Raw genomic sequence first — 17,339 nt, forward strand, 5'->3', positions numbered from 1 at the left:
CGATGAGCGTGCTGCTGGCACTGTTGCTCGCGGGTGGCGCCGCGCCCGCGATGGTCGTGATCGACGAGGCCGCGACGGTGCGCGAGGAAGCCCCGCCGCACGGTGCAATCGGCATGTCGACCGCTTACCGGATCAGCGACAGCGTCCCGGCACCGCGCAGCTTCGAGTTCCGCAAACGCGCGCTGCATGTCGGCGCCGCGATCGGCGTGCACCCGATCGACCATGACGAGATTTATTATGTCCTGTCGGGCACCGGGATCGTTCATTCGGACGGCGAGGAAAAGGCGCTGAAGGCCGGGACCGCCGCATGGCTGTACAAGGGCGCCAAGGTCGGCATCCGGCAGACGGGGGACGAACCGCTGGTGTTGATCATCGCCTATCCGAACAAGGCGCCCGCGCCATGACGCTGGGCCGGCGCGCGCTGCTGTCGGCAAGCCTTGCGCTACCCTTTGCGAGCGCGGCGGCGAAAGAGGCATGGACACGGCCCGCAGGTCTCGCGCCCGACGCAAGCATCGCGCTCTGGCCCGAAGGCCACATCAAGCCCCCGCCCGGCCTTGTCGAACGGGTCGTCCAGCGTAGCGACGATCCGAACGCCAGCGACCGGATGCTGGAGAAGATCACGCGCCCGCGGCTCGACATCTTCCGTCCGGCTAAACCCAACGGCGCCGCCGTCATCCTCGCGCCCGGTGGCGGCTATCGCTACGTCGTGATCGACAAGGAAGGCTATGAGCTTGCGCGCTGGCTGAAAGAGCGCGGCGTGACCGTCTATGTCCTTTTCTACCGACTGCCCGGCGATGGCTGGGCAAACGGCGCCGACGTGCCGCTCGCCGATGCCCAGCGTGCGGTTCGGCTGGTGCGCAGTCGCGCGGGCAGCGATGGCATCGATCCGGCGCGCGTCGCCTTCGGCGGCTTTTCGGCGGGCGGGCAGGTGGCGACGAGCCTGCTCACGCGCTTCGATGCCAGGGTCTACGATCCGGTCGATGCCTTCGATGCGCTGCCCGCGCGGCCCGATGCGCTCGCGGCCGTCTATCCCGTCGTGTCGATGGACCCGGCAATCGCGCATGCGGTGAGTCGCGAAAAATTGATCGGCGCCCACCCCGACGCTGCGCGCGAGAGACTTTATTCGCCCGAACGCAATGTCCGGGCCGACCAGCCGCCGCTGTGGCTGCTCCACGCCGAGGACGACGGCGTCGTGAAGGTCGAGAACAGCGTGCGGTTACGCGAGGCGACGCGCGCCGTCGGGGCGTCGGTCGAGGCTCATTTCTTCGAACGCGGGGAACATGGCTTCGGCCTGCTGAAGACGGCAGGGCTGCCGGTTGCGATCTGGCCCGAGCTGCTGTGGAACTGGCTCGGCGCGCACAAGATCGTCTAGCTGCCCGGCTGGATATAGGGCACCCGCGCGAACAGCTCGCGCTCCCACCGCCGTGGGTCATTTTCGACGCGGCTTTTTGTATCGAAGATCATCGTGCGACGTTGGGACAGGTCGTAGGCCGGCCAGCCGGGATTGCCGGTGCGCGCGAAGCGGACGAAAGCGTCCATCACCCGGTCGCTCATCGCTTGCTGCGCCGGGGTCGGATCGGGGACCGTGCCAAAGCTGAGCGCGATATCGTCGGCGTGCTTCGCGCCCTCGAAATCGAGCTGATAGACGAATCCCGGATGCCCGGCGCGCGCGCGCGCCTCTGCCTCCTCGACCTGCCCGCGCCAGCTCCGCGCCGAGGTCACGATGCGATGGAACAGCTCGAGCGGTTCGGCTTTGGGGTAGCGCGTACGGAACTGGCCGACGACCCACGACGGTTCGATATCGATCCGCATCTCGGGCGCGATGCGCGCGGCGAGATTGTCGAAAGTCAGCTCTGCAAGTTGCTTCCCTTCCGGCGCGTAAAAGGCGCGCGTTTCCATCACCACATTGCCGAGCATCATCGGGATGCCGAGCGATTGCGGTGCGGCGTCGGGCCAGAAGGGGTGACGCGTCAGATGTTTCATGTCGAGCACCGGCCCCATGTAGATCCCGCCGCCGAGGACCGGATCGACCGCCGAGAGCGCCGCGACCAGTTGCTCCACCGGCGCGGTCGCCGGATCGACGCCCGGCCCCAATTTGTCGAGGAATGCCTGCGCCCGCTTCGTCGCGTTGAGCGGCCCCGAGGCGGTGACCTGCTGCCCGCTCATCGTGATCGCCTTGTGGAACAGTCCCTTCGCTTCCGGCATCGCCATCAGCGTTGCGATCTTTGCGCCGCCGCCCGACTGGCCGAAGACGGTGACGTTGGCCGGATCACCGCCGAAGGCCGCGATGTTCCGCTGCACCCATTGCAGCGCGACAATCAGGTCGAGCTGCCCCGCATTGCCGCTGTCGGGAAAGCGCGGATCGAGCCGCGCGAGATAAAGATAGCCGAGTGCGTTCAGCCGGTGGTTGACCGTGACCACCACCACATCGCCGCGCGCGGCGAGCCTTGCGCCATCGTTGACCGGATCGGTGACGCTGCCGGTCGAATAGGCGCCGCCGTGGAAATAGACCATCACCGGCCGCTTGCCGGGCTTTTCGATGTCGGGCGTCCAGACGTTGAGGAACAGGCAGTCCTCGTCCTGCGGCCGATAGCGATCGCCGGCCTGCGGACAGGCGGGACCAAAGACGTCGCCCCGCAATTGCTCGGCCGTCGTTACCGCGACCGGGGTGCGGAACCGGGCGGCGCGGCCATAGCGGATGCCCGTGAAGGCCCAGGATCGGCCGTCGCCAAAGCTGCGAAATGTGTCCGAACGATAGGCGCCATCGGCGGCGCCGACGCCCCCGACATGCTGGACCGGCGTGAACACTTCGGCGCGCCCCGCGGCTGAAAGAAGCAACGCGCTGCCGGCCGTTGCCAGAAGCGCCCGGCGGCCGATCATGTCAGCGCCGGACATCCAGCCCGCCACCGTGGAACGCATCGATGTCGGCCTGACCGAAGCGGCTCGCATCGCCCGGGAGCGAATGTTTGAGACAAGTCAGCGCAAGGCCGCTTTCCGCCATCGCTCGGGCGCCGCCGCCAGCCAGATGCGCATGGAGCACGCCCGCCGCGAAGGCGTCGCCTGCCCCGATCCGGTCGACGATGCCGGTGACGTCGATCTCGGGGGTTTGGTAGCCGCTGTCGCGCAGATCGACCCGCGCCGCGATGCGGTGATGGTCGGCGGTGACGGTGTGCCGCGCGGTCGAGGCGATCAGCTTCAGGTCAGGGAAGGCCGCAAAGCCCGCCTCGGCCGCCTCGCGCCGCCGGTCCTCGCCCTCGCCACTGAATTCCTGTCCCAGCACCAGCGACAGGTCGCGGTGGTTGCCGAACAATATGTCGGAGCTGCCGATCAGTTCGGACAGGACCGCCCGCGGATCGCTATCCCACGCTTCCCACAGCATCGCGCGATAGTTTCCGTCGAAGCTGACGGGGACGCCGAGCCGCTTCGCCGCGCGCGCCGCGGCCAGCGCGGCGTCGGCCGAGCGTGGCCCGAGCGCGGGCGTGATGCCCGACAGATGGAGCAGCCCTGCGCCTGCCAACAGTCGATCGAAGTCATAATCGGTGGGCCCGGTTGCGGCGAAGCTCGATCCGGCGCGGTCGTATACGATTTCCGATGCGCGCAGCCCAGCACCGACGCTCAGAAAATAGAGCCCCATCCGTCCCGGATGAGGCGTGACGGCGGTGCAATCGACGCCTGCGCCGCGTACCGCCGCCACAGCTCCGCGACCCAGAGCATTCGAAGGAATGGAGCTGACCATCGCGCAATCATGGCCAAGATGCGCGAGACCGATCGCGACATTCGCCTCGGCGCCGCCGACATGGAGCGACAGAGCCGGCGACTGCATCAGCAGCTCGTTGCCCGGCGCGGTCAGGCGGATCAGCAGTTCGCCGAAAAAGACAAGGCGGCCTTCGGTCATCTCACTCCCCGCTTACCCCGCGTCGCGGGGAGCAATCCGTTGTTTTTATCGTGCGAGCCAGCCGCCGTCGACGGCGAGAATATGACCCTGCACATAGTCCGACGCGCTCGACGCAAGGAACACCGCAGCGCCGCCGATGTCGCTCGGATCGCCCCAGCGGCCCGCCGGGATACGCTCCATGATCTGGCGGTTGCGCGTCTCGTCACCCTGTAGCGCGGCGGTGTTGTTCGTCGCGATATAGCCCGGCGCGATCGCGTTGACCTGCACGCCCTTCGCCGCCCATTCGTTCGCGAGCAGCTTGGTGAGCCCGCCGACGCCCGATTTCGACGCGGTGTAGCTCGGCACGCGAATGCCGCCCTGAAAGGTCAGCATCGAGGCGATGTTGATGATCTTGCCCGATCCGCGCGCGATCATATGGCGCCCGACGCCCTGGCAGAGGAAGAAGAGCGTCTTCAGATTGGTGTCCATCACCGCGTCCCAATCGGCCTCGGTGAAATCGACCGCGTCGGCGCGGCGGATGATCCCCGCATTGTTGACGAGGATATCGATACGCCCGAACTCGGCGAGCACCGCGTCGACGAGCGGCTGCACCGCGCCGACGCTCGACAGGTCCGCCGCGAAATTCTCGGCCTTGCGGCCGAGCGCGCGCACCTTGCCGACCGTCTCGTCGGCGGGGGAGCGGCCTGCTGCGGCGATGTCGGCACCGGCTTCGGCCAGCGCGAGCGCGATCCCCTGCCCGATGCCGGTGTTGGCGCCCGTGACGAGCGCGACCTTGCCCGAAAGATCGAAGAGGCCCGCCATTACGACAGCTGACAGATGTCGAGGACGTTCATGTCGGTATAGTCCTGATTCTCGCCCGCCATCGCCCAGATGAAGGCATAGGATTTGGTCCCCGCGCCCATATGGATCGACCAGGGCGGCGAGATCACCGCTTCCTCATTCTGCATGACGATGTGACGCGTGGCCTCGCCCTCGCCCATGAAATGCATCACGCGGTCGGTGTCGACATTGTCGAGCTCGAAATAGAAATAAATCTCGCTGCGGCGCTCGTGGATGTGCGGGGGCATCGTGTTCCAGACGCTGCCTTCCTTGAGCACGGTCAGCCCCATGACGAGTTGCGCGCTGTCGCATACGCCGGGGATGACGAGCTGGTAGATGGTGCGCTCGTTCGATTCGGCGAGGCTACCGCGGTCGAGCGCATTGGCATCCGCGATGCCGAGCTTGCGCGTCGTGAACGCCTTGTGCGCGGGGCACGACGCCAGATAGTAGCGCGCGCCTTTGCCTGCGAATTCGACGTCCTTCGCGCCCATCGTCACATAGAGGCAATCCTTGTTGCCGAGCGTGAAGCTTTCGCCGTCGACGGTGACGGTGCCTTCCACCGCCGAGACGTTGACGATCGCAAGTTCGCGGCGTTCGAGGAACGGATGCCCCGCGGCCGACGGCGGCTCGCTCTGCGCGGGCAGCTTGACCGGCGCCGCCCCGACGGCGACCCCACCGATTACGAAGCGGTCGGCATGGGTGTAGTTGAGGACGCACTCGCCTTCACGAAACAGGTTCTGGATCAGGTAACGATCGCGCAGTTCGGCGTTCGACACCTCCTCCATCATGACGGGATGGGTGGCGTAATAGGTCTTGGAAAACATGGGATCGCATCCTCGCTCGATATTTCTGGCTTGCTGCCTTGCTAGTTTTGATGGTAACCGGTGTCAAGAGGTGTTGGCACCCCCGCCGGGCGGTTGATTTTACGCTTTCGAGCGCCCATCAGCATTAGAAAGCGCGAGCCGGGCCAGGGGCTTGCAGGGGAAAGACAGAATATGGCGGCACAGAATAAGGGGCCGGGGGGCAAGCAACCGACGATCAACGACGTCGCGGCGCTTGCGGGGGTTTCGAAAAAGACCGTGAGCCGGGTGATCAATCGCTCGGAGTTTCTGACCGACAAGACGCGCGCTGCGGTCGAAAAGGCGATCGAACAGCTCGGCTTCGTCCCCAATCCACAGGCGCGTGCGCTCGCCTTTCGCCGCAATTTCCTGATTGCCTTGCTCCACGACAATCCGAACGCCCAGACGGTGCTCAATTTCCAGCGCGGCGTGCTCGACGCGATCAGGGACAGCGACCTCGCGCTGCTCGTCCGCCCGGTCGACCGCGCGTCGGACGCGATGCTCGACGATGTACGCACCTTCCTGGAAAAGCAGCGCCCGATCGGCGCGCTGCTGCTGCCCCCGATTTCCGAAAATGACGACCTTGCTGCGCTCTGCGAGAATCTCGGCGTGCGCTATGTCCGCATCGGGTCGGCGCCACTCGACGATGCGAAACATTGTATTTCGTCGAACGATCGCGAGGTCGTGGCCGAAGCGGTGCGCCGGTTGATCGCGCTCGGCCATCGCCGCATTGGCTTCGTGCGCGGCCCGATCGGTTTCCGCTCGGCCGCCGAGCGCGAAGAGGGTTTCCGCGAGGCGCTCGCCGAGGCCGGGCTCGATCTTCCAGCCGAACTCTATGCGCCGGGCAACTACCGCTACACCGCCGGGATCGAGGCCGGCGAAGCCCTGCTGTCACTGCCCGCTCCGCCGACCGCGGTCTTCTGCTCGAACGACGAGATGGCAGCGGGGCTGATGAGCGTCGCGCACGGCAAAGGGATCAAGGTTCCTGGCGAGCTTTCGATCATCGGTTTCGACGACAGCCCGACCGCGACGCATATCTGGCCCGCGCTCAGCACGGTGCGCTGGCCGATCCACGAGATGGGCATCCGCGCCGCGCAGACGCTGGTGCCCGATTTCCTCGCGCCGGGAACCAAGGTCGCCGAAGACGCTGTCCTCGCCTCGACCTTCATCGAGCGCCAATCGGTCGCGCCGCCTTCGAGGAGCTGAAGATCAGCGGCGCCGGCGCGCGAGCTGATATTCGTAGAGCGACGGCACGGCGTCGACCGCCTGCCCCGTTCCCTCGATATAGGGCGCAGGCTTGTAGCTGACGCTGATCTTGCGGTTCGCGTGGAGGCCGACGATCCGCTCGCCGGGGCCTTCGAGCCCGCTCGTGATCGCGACCGTCGCATCGGCGGGTACGCTTTCAGGCATTACCAGCTTCGCGTTCCACAGCGTGTTGTAGAGGCCGTGCCCCGGCTTCCAATAGGGTGCGCCGCCGCCGACCCACAGCTGATATTGCCACGCGCCCTTCACCAGCTTCGGGTCGACATGCATCTCGATCGCATCGAACAGATTCTGGTGGTTCGACCCGCTATGCTGGTCGATGATCGCATCGCGGCCCACGACCGAGCGCAGGAAGACCGAGCGCGTCGAGCGCGTGTTGATGCTGACCGGATGGACGACGGGGTTCTCGACCTTCAAATCCTTGACCAGCACATTGTGCACCGCGCCGACATGCACCGAATAATGGGCACTGCGGTCGCCCGTCGTCGTGATGTCGGCGATCGTCAGGCTCGCGGCATTGTCGGTGAGGATGCCGCTGTCCGCGCGGTCGATCGTCAGCTTTCGGGCCCAGCCGTCGAACACGCCGGTCATGTAGATGCCGTTATAGCCCTGTTCGAGATGATGGCCGAACGCCGGCGCCTCGGGGAATTGCAGCCGCAGATTCTGGATGCCGACGTTCGAGAGATGCTTCCAGTCGGCCACCACCGCGGGCTGGTCGGCGCGTATATCGTGGAGCAGCGGATCGCCGAGCGTCACCGTCTTGCCGCGCACCGCCACGACGCGCGTCGCCTGCGCGACCACCGGCCGGTTCGGGAAGGTCCAGTGGTGCGACCCGATCGGAAGGTCGGTGTCGCCATAGAGCGATTTCAAAATCTGGCTCTTCGGCCCGTCGACCGAAAACCATTGCAGCTGCACGACGTCGCCGACCTTGAGCTTTGCCGCATTGTCGACGGTCAGCGTGCGGCCGAACTGCTTGCCCGATATGGCGTTGGCGAGCACCGGATCGCGGACATCCTTTGTCCCGTCGTAGGAAACCGGGCGGCTGCCCTCGGGCGCGACATAGATCATCCCGCCCGACCAGGTATATTCGGTGAACAGATAGTCGATATTATGCTCGGGCTCGACCTGCTGTTTCTTTTCACGCACCAGATATTCGCGCAGCTCGTCATAATCGTGGCTTTTGTCGATGAGCTTCAGTGGGCGCGGAAACCACAGCTCGCTGCCCCCCGGCCCGTTTCCTGCGCCGTCGAGGATGATGTCGCTGCGCGTGATACGGAGCACCTCGGTGATCTGCGTGCGCCCCTTGGGGAAACGCAGCGTCACCCTGCCCTTCACCGCATTGGCCGCGGCGAGTGCGCGCAGCACCGCCTTCGTATCGTCGAGGCCATCGTCGGGAATCGCGCCGTGCGCGGTCACGTCGATGATGGTGCCCGCATCGGCAGGGATCGGTGCGAGGCCGAAGCCATAGCCGGCATAGCTGAAATCGGGCAGCGGGTTCGCCGCTGCCGTCGCCGGGTCTACAAGGATTTTGGGCAATTTCGCGGGCTGCGCCTGAGCCGGGAGAATGAGCGCCGCGCCGAGCGCCAGAACCGAAACAAGGCGCGCGCGCCGATCACCCGAAATCATAATCCGATACACTCCCTGCGGCCCGGTGGCATGGCGGCGCGCGACCTGCGCCGCCATGCCGGGGACCTCTTTAAAACTTCGCGCGCACGCCGACCGAGAACCGCCGCTCGGACAAGGCATAGCTGTTGAGCGCGGTCGTGTTGAAATTGCTATACTCGGTCGTCGCCGATTTTTTCGGCATCAGATTCTGCGCCTGCAACGACAGCGCGATATTCTTGGTGATGTCGAGCCCGACCTGCGCATCGAGCTGCGAGCGCGAACCGACGAAGCTCGGCCGTCCTTCGGAGAATTCGAACACCGCCTCGTCGCGGTAATTGTATGCAATACGTGCCGAGAAGGGGCCCTTCTCGTACAGGCCGACGAGGTTGTAGCTGTTCTTCGACACCGCGACGAGCGGGAAGCCCGCACTGTCTTCCGAATCCGAATAGGTATAGTTCGCGATCACCCCGAAGCCGTCGAGCGGCGAGGGCAGGAAATCGAAGAACTGCTGGATGCCGATTTCGAAACCCTTGATCTTCGCGCTCGAGAGGTTCTCGGGGCGCGAGAAGGTCAGCTCGCGGCCTTGCGGGTCGAGCGTGGTGTCGATGCCGGTGGTGACGAAGCTCGCGATGAAATTCTTGACGTCCTTGTAGAAGACGGCGCCCGAGATCAGCGAGCTCTTGGCCGTATAATATTCGAAGCTGACGTCGGCCTGCGTCGAGATTGGCGGCTCGAGATTCACATTGCCGCCGGTGACCGACAGGTTGGTCGCGTTGAAGAAGGTCGACGGCGCGAGGTCGGCGATCGAAGCACGCTGCATCGTCTGCGACCCCGACACGCGGATCAGGAAATCGTCGGTGACATTGAACGCGACGTTCGCGCTCGGCAGCACATTCGTATAGCGGTTCTTGTCGTTGCGCAGCGTGCTGACGGTGCCGACGTTGACATAGGAGTCGACCGACAGCCGCGTCGACGCGATGCGAACCCCGGCATTCGCCTTGTACGGGATACCGGCAATCTCACCCTCGCCCGACACCATCAAATAGCCGGCGAGCGTCTTTTCGCTGAAATCATAATCGCGCTGGAGATTGGGCAGCAAGGTCGAGCGGCCGTTCGCATTCGGATTGGGCTCGGCCGCCTGCGCGCGGGTGAAGACATAATCAAAGGTCGGCGCGGTGCTCAGGAAGCTGCGCGGGAAGGTTCCCGGAATGTCCGAGAGGAAATCGCCCGCATCGACGAGCTTCAGATAGGGCTCGATCTCGGCGCGCGTTGGCGTCACCTGGCTACGGAACGCGTTCGAGCGCGCGTGGAGGTCGGTGTAGCGAACCCCCGCGGCGATGGTAACGCCGCCAGTTTCGTAGCTGACATCGAGCTTGCCCGTCCATTCGTCGAGCAGGCCGAGCAAGCGGTTGCTGCGCACGCCGTTGGTCGCGGGATTATAGGAGGCATAATTCGTGGGATTGAACGGCCCCGACAGCGTCAGCGACGGGATCGTCGTGTCGCGGAAATCGAACGCGCCGGGGACCAGCGCCGTGCCCTGCAAGGTGATGATCTGGATCGTCTGATCGATCGTGCCCTTGCTGTAATAGCCGTCGGCCTCGATCGTCAGCCCGTTGTCGCCCTCATATTTGCCATTGAGGCCATAGAGAAAGCTTTCGGTCGGCTCGTTGCGGATCTGCCCCGCGGTGGTGACGGTGCCGTTGGCGTTGCCCGCGACGACCATGCCATCCTCGACGACGCGGTTGGTGACGGGGTTCGTGCCGGTGGGCAGGCGGAACGCGAAAAAGTCCTGGCGGCGCCCGGTCTTGAGCTTCGAATAAAGCGCGTCGGCGGTGATCGTGAATTCGGGGGTGACCTCGAACTGGATCGCGCCGTTGAGGCCGAGCCGCGAGCGGTCGACGGTGAATTCCTCATATTGCAGCAGCACCGGGGTCGGGAGCACGCCGCCGCCGACACCCGTATAGGTGCGGTTGAGGAAATTGTTGCGCTCGAACGTCTGCGTCTTCGAGGTGCGCTTCTGATATTCGCCGGCGATCATGACACCGATGCGGCCATCGGCGAATTTGGTCGTCGCGAAACCGGTGATCGCGGGTTCGAACTTGTCCGAATTTTCCGAATAGACCCCCTGCGCGCGGACCGAGATCGTCGGCTCCTTGAACGACAGCGGCTTGGGGGTAACAAGGTTCACCGTGCCGCCGAGCCCGCCCTCGGCATTGCTCGCCAGCGGCGATTTGCGCACCTCGAGGCGGCCGAACAGGCTGGAGGGGACCGAGTCGAGACCCGACGAGCGGCCGAGCTGGTCGTTCTCGGGCGGCGACAGGCGCGCCGACCAGCCGAGCAGGGTGCGTCCGTCGACCTCGACGCGGACCTGCTGCAGGCCGCGCACCGACACCGACTGGCCTTCGCCGAAAACGCGGGTGATCTGGACGCCGGTGACGCGCTGCAGCGCCTCGGCGACGTTGGCGTCGGGCAGCTTGCCGACATCTTCGGCGGTGATGACGTCCATCACCTGATCGGCTTCGCGCTTGATGTCGGCGGCTTGTTCGAGCGAGGCGCGAATACCGGTGACGACAATCGCGTCATTCTCTGCCGGCGCAGCGGCATCCTGCGCATAGGCCGGCGACAGCGCCAGCGTCGCGAGCGACGCCCCGCCTGCCAGTTTCGCCAATGTACGGACACCCCGCCTTGCCTGAATAGCCATCTTCATCCTCCCACGCCGACGACGGACAATGCCCGTTCGCCCATGATTTCCCAAAACGGTGGCGAAAGACGATCGACCCATCACGGCCCGACGCTTGGCCACCCTCTTTTTATTTCGTTGCCGGATCTGGTAACCGGTGTCACGAATGATGCGGGAATTACCGGGCCGCTGTCAAGCAATAATTGTATGACAACTGCCAAGGTGGTATGACAACTTTGCCGTGATCGCCAATCGCGGCGTTCGATGAAAAAAATGTCGCAAATTGTCTCATCACGCCCATTGCACTTGCCAGCAGGGGGGCAATGGGTTGAATAGGCGCAAAACCTCCCTTTCCGTTGCGACCCGAAACGAGATTGACCTTTATGCTGGACAAGAGGCCGCTGCTCCGCGCCGGAGCGCTGTGCGTCATCGCCCTGTCGCTGGCCGCCTGTACCGCCGAAGAAGAGAAGGGTGGCCGCGGCGCGCCCGAGGTCGGCTATGTCGTCGCCCGGATCGAGGCGGTGCCCGTAACCACCTCGCTCGGCGGACGCACCGTCGCGTTCGAGACGAGCGAGGTTCGCCCGCAAGTCACCGGCCTGATCCGCCGCCGCCTGTTCACCGAAGGCGGCTTCGTGCGCGCCGGCCAGCCGCTCTATCAGATCGACCCGAGCCTCTATCAGGCCAGCGTCGATCAGGCCGCCGCCAACCTCGCCAGCGCCCGCGCGAGCGCGCAGGCGGCCGAGGAACGTGCGCGCCGACTCGCACCGCTCGCCAAGATGCAGGCGGTCGCCGAGCAAGATTATACCGATGCGCTGGCCGAGGCGCGCATGGCGCGCGCCGCGATCGCGCAAAATAGTGCAGCGCTCGAAACCGCGCGGATCAACCTGCGCTTCGCCACGATCACTGCGCCGATCAGCGGCCGCATCGGGCGCAGCCTAGCGACCCCCGGCGCGCTCGTCAGCGCAAGCCAGGCGACCCCGCTCGCGACGATCCAGCAGACCGATCCGATGTATGTCGACATGCAGCAATCGAGCGCCGAGCTCACGACGCTGCGTCAGGCGATCGAGAGCGGCGGGGTGACCGCCGGCAGCGCGTCGGTGCGCCTGCGGCTCGAGGATGGCAGCGCCTATGGCCCGGTCGGCACCGTCCAGTTTTCGGAAGTGACGGTGAACGAGGCGACCGGCACGGTGACGCTGCGCGCACGCTTTCCCAATCCCCGCGGCGTGTTGCTGCCCGGCATGTTCGTGACCGCGCTGTTCGATCAGGCGGTGAACCCGGCGGCGATCCTGTTGCCGCAGGCCGCGGTGCAGCGCGATTTCGATGGCTCGGCCTTCGTCTATCTCGTCGGCAAGGACAATAAGGCGGCACGGCGCAAAATCGTCGCCGATCGCACCTCGGGTGCCAACTGGGTCGTCACCGACGGGCTGAAGCCCGGCGACCGCGTGATCACGCAGGGGATCGGCAATCTGCGGCAGGGCGCGCCGATCCGCCCCGTGCCCGCAAGCAAGGCGCAAAGGGTCGGCGCTCCCAAGGGCGGCGACGCCCCGGCAAAGGGCAAGTAACCCCTCATGTCGCGCCTTTTCATCGACCGGCCGATCTTTGCATGGGTCCTGGCGATCATCGTCATGCTCGGCGGCGTGGGCGCGCTCTATCTGCTGCCGATCGAGCAATATCCCGACATTGCTCCGGCGCAGGTCAACATCCGCGCCACCTATCCCGGCGCCTCGGCCGAGACGATCGAGAACAGCGTCACGCAGGTGCTCGAACAGCAGCTGACGGGGATCGACGGCCTGCTCTATTTCAGTTCGCAATCGAGTTCGCGCGGACAGGCGAATATCACCGCGATCTTCGCGAAGGGCACCGACCCCGACATCGCGCAGGTGCAGGTCCAGAATAAGATCCAGTCGGCGCTGTCGCGCCTGCCCGCGCAGGTGCAGAGCCAGGGCATCCGCGTCACCAAGGCCAATTCGGACACGCTGCTGCTCGTCGGCGTCTATGACACCACCGACACGCGCTCGTTTCAGGATGTCTCCGACTATCTGTCGTCGAACATCCAGGACCCGCTGTCGCGCGTCGAGGGGGTCGGCGAGGTCAATATCTTCGGCGCGCCGCACGCGATGCGCATCTGGCTCAACCCGCAGCGGCTCGCTGCGGTGTCGTTGATGCCGAGCGACGTGATTTCGGCGATCACCGCGCAAAATAGCGAGGTTGCCGCGGGCGAAGTCGGCGGCTTGCCCTCACCACAGGGGCAGATGCTCAACGCGACCGTCACCGCCCAGTCGCGGATGCAGACCGCCGAACAATTCGAAAATATCGTCCTGAAGACGCTGACCGATGGTTCGACGGTGCGGATCAAGGATATTGCGCGCGTTGAGATCGGCGCCGAAAGCTATAGCACCGTCGTCCGTATCAATGGCCATCCGGGCGCCGGCATGTCGATCTCGCTGTCGCCCGGATCCGACGCGCCCAAGACCGCCGACCGGGTGAAGGCGCGCATGCAGGAACTGTCCGCCGATTTCCCCGACGGCCTGACTTACAGCTACGCCAATGATTCGACCGAGTTCATCAAGCTGTCGGTGAACGAAGTGCAGAAATCGCTGTTCGAGGCGATCCTGCTCGTGATCCTCGTGATGTTCGTCTTCCTGCAAAGCTGGCGCGCGGTGTTGATCCCCGCGATTGCGGTGCCCGTCGTGCTGCTCGGGACCTTCGCGATCTTCTATATGCTGGGATTCAGCATCAACACGCTCACCCTTTTCGGGCTGACGCTTGCGATCGGGCTGCTCGTCGACGACGCGATCGTCGTGGTCGAGAATGTCGAGCGATTGATGGAAGAAAATCCCGGCATGTCGGCGCGCGATGCAACGATCCAGTCGATGAAGGAGCTGCAGGTCGCGCTGATCGCGATCGCGCTCGTGCTGTCGGCGGTTTTCATGCCGATGGCCTTTTTCGGCGGTTCGACCGGCGTTATCTATCGACAGTTCTCGGTTACCATCGTCTCGGCGATGGCGCTGTCGGTGCTCGTCGCCCTGATCCTGAGCCCTGCGCTCACTTCGACCCTGCTAAAGCCCAAGAGCCATGGCGATGCCCCTGCCGAAGGCGGCCGCTTTCCCCGCGTCCACGCCTTTTTCGAACGTGCCAAAAACGGATTCAACACGCGTTTCGACCATACGGTCGAGCGCTATGTCGGCAGCGTCACCAAGGTGGTCGACCGCAAATGGCTGTTCCTCGGCATCTATGTCGTCCTGCTCGCGCTGCTCGCCTTCCTTTTCCTGCGGCTGCCGAGCGGCTTCCTGCCCAATGAGGATCAGGGGCGTGTCCAGGTGCAGTTCCGCCTGCCCGCGGGCGCGACACAGGGCCGGACGCTCGAGGTCCGCGACGCTATCGAAAAATATTTGCTGACCGCGGAAAAGGCGAACACGCAGGCGCTGTTCCTTGTCGCGGGCGGCGGTGGCGGCGGCGGTGCGGTGGGCCAGAACACAGGCCAGGGCTTCGTCAATCTTACCCATTGGGATAACCGCCCGGGCGAGGACAACACCGCCGACGCGATCGCCGAACGCGCGCGCAAGGCGCTGAGCGGTCTTCGTGACGCCCAAATCTTTGCGCTCGTTCCCGGCGCGGTGCGCGGCCTCGGCGATTCGGCGGGCTTCACCATGCAGTTCCAGAACCGCAGCGGGATGAGCCGCGCCGAATTTGTCGAAGCGCGCGAAAAATTGCTCGCCGCGGCGAACGCGAATCCGAAGCTGACCTCGGTGCGCCTGTCCGACCTTCCCGACGTCGCGACGCTGAAGATCGACGTCGATACCCAGCGCCTCACCGCCTACGGCATCGACAATGCCGACGTGAACTCGACCCTCGCGACCGCATGGGGCGGCCGCTACGTCAACGACTTCATCGACAAGGGCCGCGTCAAGCGCGTCTATGTCCAGGGCGACGCCCCCTATCGCGCGAAGCCCGAAGACCTCGGCCAATGGTATGTCCGTTCGGCCGACGGGGAAATGTCACCCTTCTCTGCCTTTGCCAAGACCGGCTGGTCGACGACCCCAAGCAGCAGCTCGCGTTTTCAGGGTGTGCCCGCGTTCGAAATCTCGGGTCAACCGTCCCCCGGAACCAGCTCGGGCGAGGCGATGGACGAGATGGAGCGGATGGCGAACGAAATCCCCGGAACCAGCGTCGCCTGGTCGGGCTCTTCCTATCAAGAGCGGCTTTCCTCGGGGCAGGCGCCGCTGCTCTATGGCCTGTCCTTGCTCGTCGTCTTCCTCTGTCTCGCGGCGCTCTATGAAAGCTGGTCGATCCCGTTCGCGGTGATCCTCGTCATCCCGCTGGGGCTGATCGGCGCGGTGTTCGCCGTGAACCTGCGCGGTCTCGAAAACGACGTCTATCTCCAGATCGGGCTGCTCACGACGATGGGGCTCGCCGCGAAAAACGCGATCCTGATGATCGAGTTCGCCGAGCAGGAAGAGCGCAAGGGCAAGCGCGTGATCGAGGCCGCGGTCGCCGCGGCGCGCATCCGCCTGCGTCCGATCCTGATGACGAGCTTCGCTTTCATCTTCGGCGTGCTGCCGCTCGCGATCGCGACCGGCGCGGGCGCGAACAGCCGCGTCGCGATCGGCACCTCGGTGATCGGCGGCATGCTCACCGCCGCCTTCCTCGCCATCTTCTTCATCCCGCTCTTCTTCGTCCTCGTCCGCCGCGGCGTGCGCGACGGGCTGGCGGCGGTGCGCGCGCGCTTCGGCAAGAATAAGGGCGAAGGCGCGGCGGAGGTGCCGGCATGATCCGCACCCGCATCCTGCTGGTGGCCGGCACGCTGATGCTCGCCGGCTGCTCGCTCGCGCCGAAGACGGTGTTGCCGGCGCCGCCCGTCCCGCAAAGCTGGCCCGCCGGCGACGCCTATCTGCTGCAGAGCGAGGCGGCGCTGCCGATCCTCTCGTACAAAAGCGTCTTCACCGACCCACGGCTGCAATCGCTCGTCGATCAGGCGCTCGCGAACAACCGCGACCTCCGCGTCGCTTACGCCAATGTCGCCGCGGCGCGCGCGCAGGTTCGCGTCACGCGGTCGGGGCAATTCCCCGAACTCGGGGTGAACGCGGGCGCAGGTTATTCGGATAGCGGCAACGGGAACGGCAGCGGCGACTTCTCGCTGCGCGGCGGGATCACCGCCTTCGAACTCGACCTGTTCGGCAAGCTCGCCAATGCGACCGAGGCCGACCGCAATCGCGCACTCGGCACCGAGGCGGCGTCGCGCACCGTGCGCCTCGCGCTGATCGCCAATCTCGCCGACGCGTGGGCGACCTATGGCGCCGACCGCGACCTGCTCAAGATCGCCGAGGACACCGCCGCGAATGCGCGCGAAAGCGTGCGGCTGACCAGGGCGCGGCTCGACGGCGGTGTCGCGCCGCGCACCGACCTGCGCCAAGCCGAACAGATTCTCGCGACCGCCGAGGATTCGATCGCGCAGCAACGAACCGCGCTCGCGCAGGACGAGAATCTGATCCGCCTGCTCGTCGGCGGCGATATCGACCGCGCGCGGCTCCCCGCGAGCCTCACCGAAGTGACGCCTTCGATCGTGTCACTGCCCGCCGGGGTCAGCTCCGAAATATTGCTCCGCCGCCCCGATGTGATCGAGGCCGAATATGGCCTGCGCGCAGCCAACGCCGATATCGGCGTCGCGCGCGCGCAGCTCTTCCCGTCGATCTCGCTGACCGGACTGCTCGGTTTTGCCAGCAATGCATTGGGCAGCCTGTTCGACAGCGGATCGTTCAACTGGTCGGCGGGCGGCGATGCCACCGCGACGATCTTCGACGCGGGCGGCCGCCGCGCCGGGGTCGCGGTCAGCGAAGCGCAGCGCGACGCCGCGCTCGCCGGCTATGAAGGCGCGATCCAGACCGCGTTCCGCGAGGTCGCCGACGCGCTCGCGGTGCAGGGCACGATATCCGAACGCGTCCGCGCCGCCGCCGCGAACACCGAAGCCGCAAGCGACACGGCAACGCTCACCGATGCGCGCTACAAGGGCGGGGTCGACAGCTTCCTGTCCAGCCTCGATGCGCAGCGCAGCCTCTATTCGGCGCGGCGGAGCGAGATCGGGACGCAATTGCTGCTCGTCAGCACGCGAATCGCGCTGTTCCGGGCGCTCGGCGGCGACAGCAGCGCGGGGACCGAAACAGCCGCGCGCTAACCCCTTATAGTCGCACCATTTCCTGACCCTTCTTGACAAGCGCCATCGCGAGAGCGCTAATAGAAC

12 protein-coding genes are annotated in these 17,339 nt (G+C 65.6%); 6 read left to right on the top strand and 6 right to left on the bottom strand.

The genetic code is table 11. The features are described 5' to 3' along the window. The first annotated feature begins 2 nt into the window (after positions 1-2). Together GGC65_RS13300 and GGC65_RS13305 are read left to right on the top strand one after the other, a co-directional pair. Positions 3-404: a cupin domain-containing protein gene (locus GGC65_RS13300; protein WP_192647610.1), complete on the top strand. Its 402-nt coding sequence runs from the start codon at positions 3-5 to the stop codon at positions 402-404. After that, entirely contained in the window at positions 401-1,372 is a 972-nt protein-coding gene (locus GGC65_RS13305) for an alpha/beta hydrolase (protein ID WP_192647611.1), read from the top strand. Before GGC65_RS13300 ends, GGC65_RS13305 begins: the two co-directional genes overlap by 4 nt. On the opposite strand, the gene GGC65_RS13310 is transcribed toward GGC65_RS13305, so the two are convergent. Genes GGC65_RS13310 through kduI form a run of 4 tightly spaced genes read right to left on the bottom strand, consistent with a single transcriptional unit; the run spans position 1,369 to position 5,538 of the window. Then, positions 1,369-2,895, bottom strand: coding sequence for a carboxylesterase/lipase family protein (locus tag GGC65_RS13310; RefSeq protein WP_225940810.1), 1,527 nt, complete (start codon positions 2,893-2,895; stop codon positions 1,369-1,371). The two genes, GGC65_RS13305 and GGC65_RS13310, sit on opposite strands and share 4 nt — an antisense overlap. Next, positions 2,882-3,895, bottom strand: a complete 1,014-nt coding sequence (locus GGC65_RS13315) for a sugar kinase (protein ID WP_192647612.1) — start codon at positions 3,893-3,895, stop codon at positions 2,882-2,884. The genes GGC65_RS13310 and GGC65_RS13315 overlap by 14 nt, the downstream gene beginning before the upstream one ends. A gap of 45 nt (positions 3,896-3,940) precedes the next feature. After that, complete coding sequence (kduD, locus tag GGC65_RS13320; RefSeq protein WP_192647613.1) at positions 3,941-4,696, bottom strand: 2-dehydro-3-deoxy-D-gluconate 5-dehydrogenase KduD; 756 nt, start codon at positions 4,694-4,696, stop codon at positions 3,941-3,943. Beyond that, positions 4,696-5,538: a 5-dehydro-4-deoxy-D-glucuronate isomerase gene (gene kduI / locus GGC65_RS13325; RefSeq protein ID WP_192647614.1), complete on the bottom strand. Its 843-nt coding sequence runs from the start codon at positions 5,536-5,538 to the stop codon at positions 4,696-4,698. The genes kduD and kduI overlap by 1 nt, the downstream gene beginning before the upstream one ends. A 171-nt stretch (positions 5,539-5,709) precedes the next feature. Between kduI and GGC65_RS13330 the strand changes: the two genes are divergently transcribed. Further along, positions 5,710-6,759, top strand: coding sequence for a LacI family DNA-binding transcriptional regulator (locus GGC65_RS13330; RefSeq protein ID WP_192647615.1), 1,050 nt, complete (start codon positions 5,710-5,712; stop codon positions 6,757-6,759). A 3-nt stretch (positions 6,760-6,762) separates the two neighbouring features. Here the strand turns inward: GGC65_RS13330 and GGC65_RS13335 are convergent, their stop codons facing one another. After that, positions 6,763-8,499, bottom strand: coding sequence for a hypothetical protein (locus tag GGC65_RS13335; protein ID WP_192647616.1), 1,737 nt, complete (start codon positions 8,497-8,499; stop codon positions 6,763-6,765). Positions 8,500-8,512: 13 nt separating this feature from the next. After that, complete coding sequence (locus GGC65_RS13340; protein ID WP_192647617.1) at positions 8,513-11,122, bottom strand: TonB-dependent receptor; 2,610 nt, start codon at positions 11,120-11,122, stop codon at positions 8,513-8,515. 362 nt (positions 11,123-11,484) lie between these two features. Between GGC65_RS13340 and GGC65_RS13345 the strand changes: the two genes are divergently transcribed. From GGC65_RS13345 to GGC65_RS13355, 3 genes are read left to right on the top strand one after another with little or no spacing between them, the layout of a single operon-like run. Continuing rightward, the gene (locus GGC65_RS13345) at positions 11,485-12,663 is read left to right on the top strand and encodes an efflux RND transporter periplasmic adaptor subunit (RefSeq protein WP_192647618.1); all 1,179 of its coding nucleotides are present in this window, start codon (positions 11,485-11,487) and stop codon (positions 12,661-12,663) included. A 6-nt stretch (positions 12,664-12,669) separates the two neighbouring features. Beyond that, positions 12,670-15,873, top strand: coding sequence for an efflux RND transporter permease subunit (locus GGC65_RS13350; protein ID WP_192647619.1), 3,204 nt, complete (start codon positions 12,670-12,672; stop codon positions 15,871-15,873). Next, positions 15,870-17,273, top strand: a complete 1,404-nt coding sequence (locus GGC65_RS13355) for an efflux transporter outer membrane subunit (RefSeq protein WP_192647620.1) — start codon at positions 15,870-15,872, stop codon at positions 17,271-17,273. The genes GGC65_RS13350 and GGC65_RS13355 overlap by 4 nt, the downstream gene beginning before the upstream one ends. Positions 17,274-17,339 lie beyond the last annotated feature (66 nt).

The organism is Sphingopyxis sp. OAS728 (genome assembly GCF_014873485.1).
Taxonomy (GTDB): Bacteria; Pseudomonadota; Alphaproteobacteria; order Sphingomonadales; family Sphingomonadaceae; genus Sphingopyxis.

Bases quoted from the DNA above. Each gene is read 5' to 3' on its own strand.
- GGC65_RS13300 (WP_192647610.1), top strand. From the start codon at position 3: ATGAGCGTGCTGCTGGCACTGTTGCTCGCGGGTGGCGCCGCGCCCGCG.
- GGC65_RS13305 (WP_192647611.1), top strand. From the start codon at position 401: ATGACGCTGGGCCGGCGCGCGCTGCTGTCGGCAAGCCTTGCGCTACCC.
- GGC65_RS13310 (WP_225940810.1), bottom strand. From the start codon at position 2,895: ATGTCCGGCGCTGACATGATCGGCCGCCGGGCGCTTCTGGCAACGGCC.
- GGC65_RS13315 (WP_192647612.1), bottom strand. From the start codon at position 3,895: ATGACCGAAGGCCGCCTTGTCTTTTTCGGCGAACTGCTGATCCGCCTG.
- kduD (WP_192647613.1), bottom strand. From the start codon at position 4,696: ATGGCGGGCCTCTTCGATCTTTCGGGCAAGGTCGCGCTCGTCACGGGC.
- kduI (WP_192647614.1), bottom strand. From the start codon at position 5,538: ATGTTTTCCAAGACCTATTACGCCACCCATCCCGTCATGATGGAGGAG.
- GGC65_RS13330 (WP_192647615.1), top strand. From the start codon at position 5,710: ATGGCGGCACAGAATAAGGGGCCGGGGGGCAAGCAACCGACGATCAAC.
- GGC65_RS13335 (WP_192647616.1), bottom strand. From the start codon at position 8,499: ATGGCGGCGCAGGTCGCGCGCCGCCATGCCACCGGGCCGCAGGGAGTG.
- GGC65_RS13340 (WP_192647617.1), bottom strand. From the start codon at position 11,122: ATGGCTATTCAGGCAAGGCGGGGTGTCCGTACATTGGCGAAACTGGCA.
- GGC65_RS13345 (WP_192647618.1), top strand. From the start codon at position 11,485: ATGCTGGACAAGAGGCCGCTGCTCCGCGCCGGAGCGCTGTGCGTCATC.
- GGC65_RS13350 (WP_192647619.1), top strand. From the start codon at position 12,670: ATGTCGCGCCTTTTCATCGACCGGCCGATCTTTGCATGGGTCCTGGCG.
- GGC65_RS13355 (WP_192647620.1), top strand. From the start codon at position 15,870: ATGATCCGCACCCGCATCCTGCTGGTGGCCGGCACGCTGATGCTCGCC.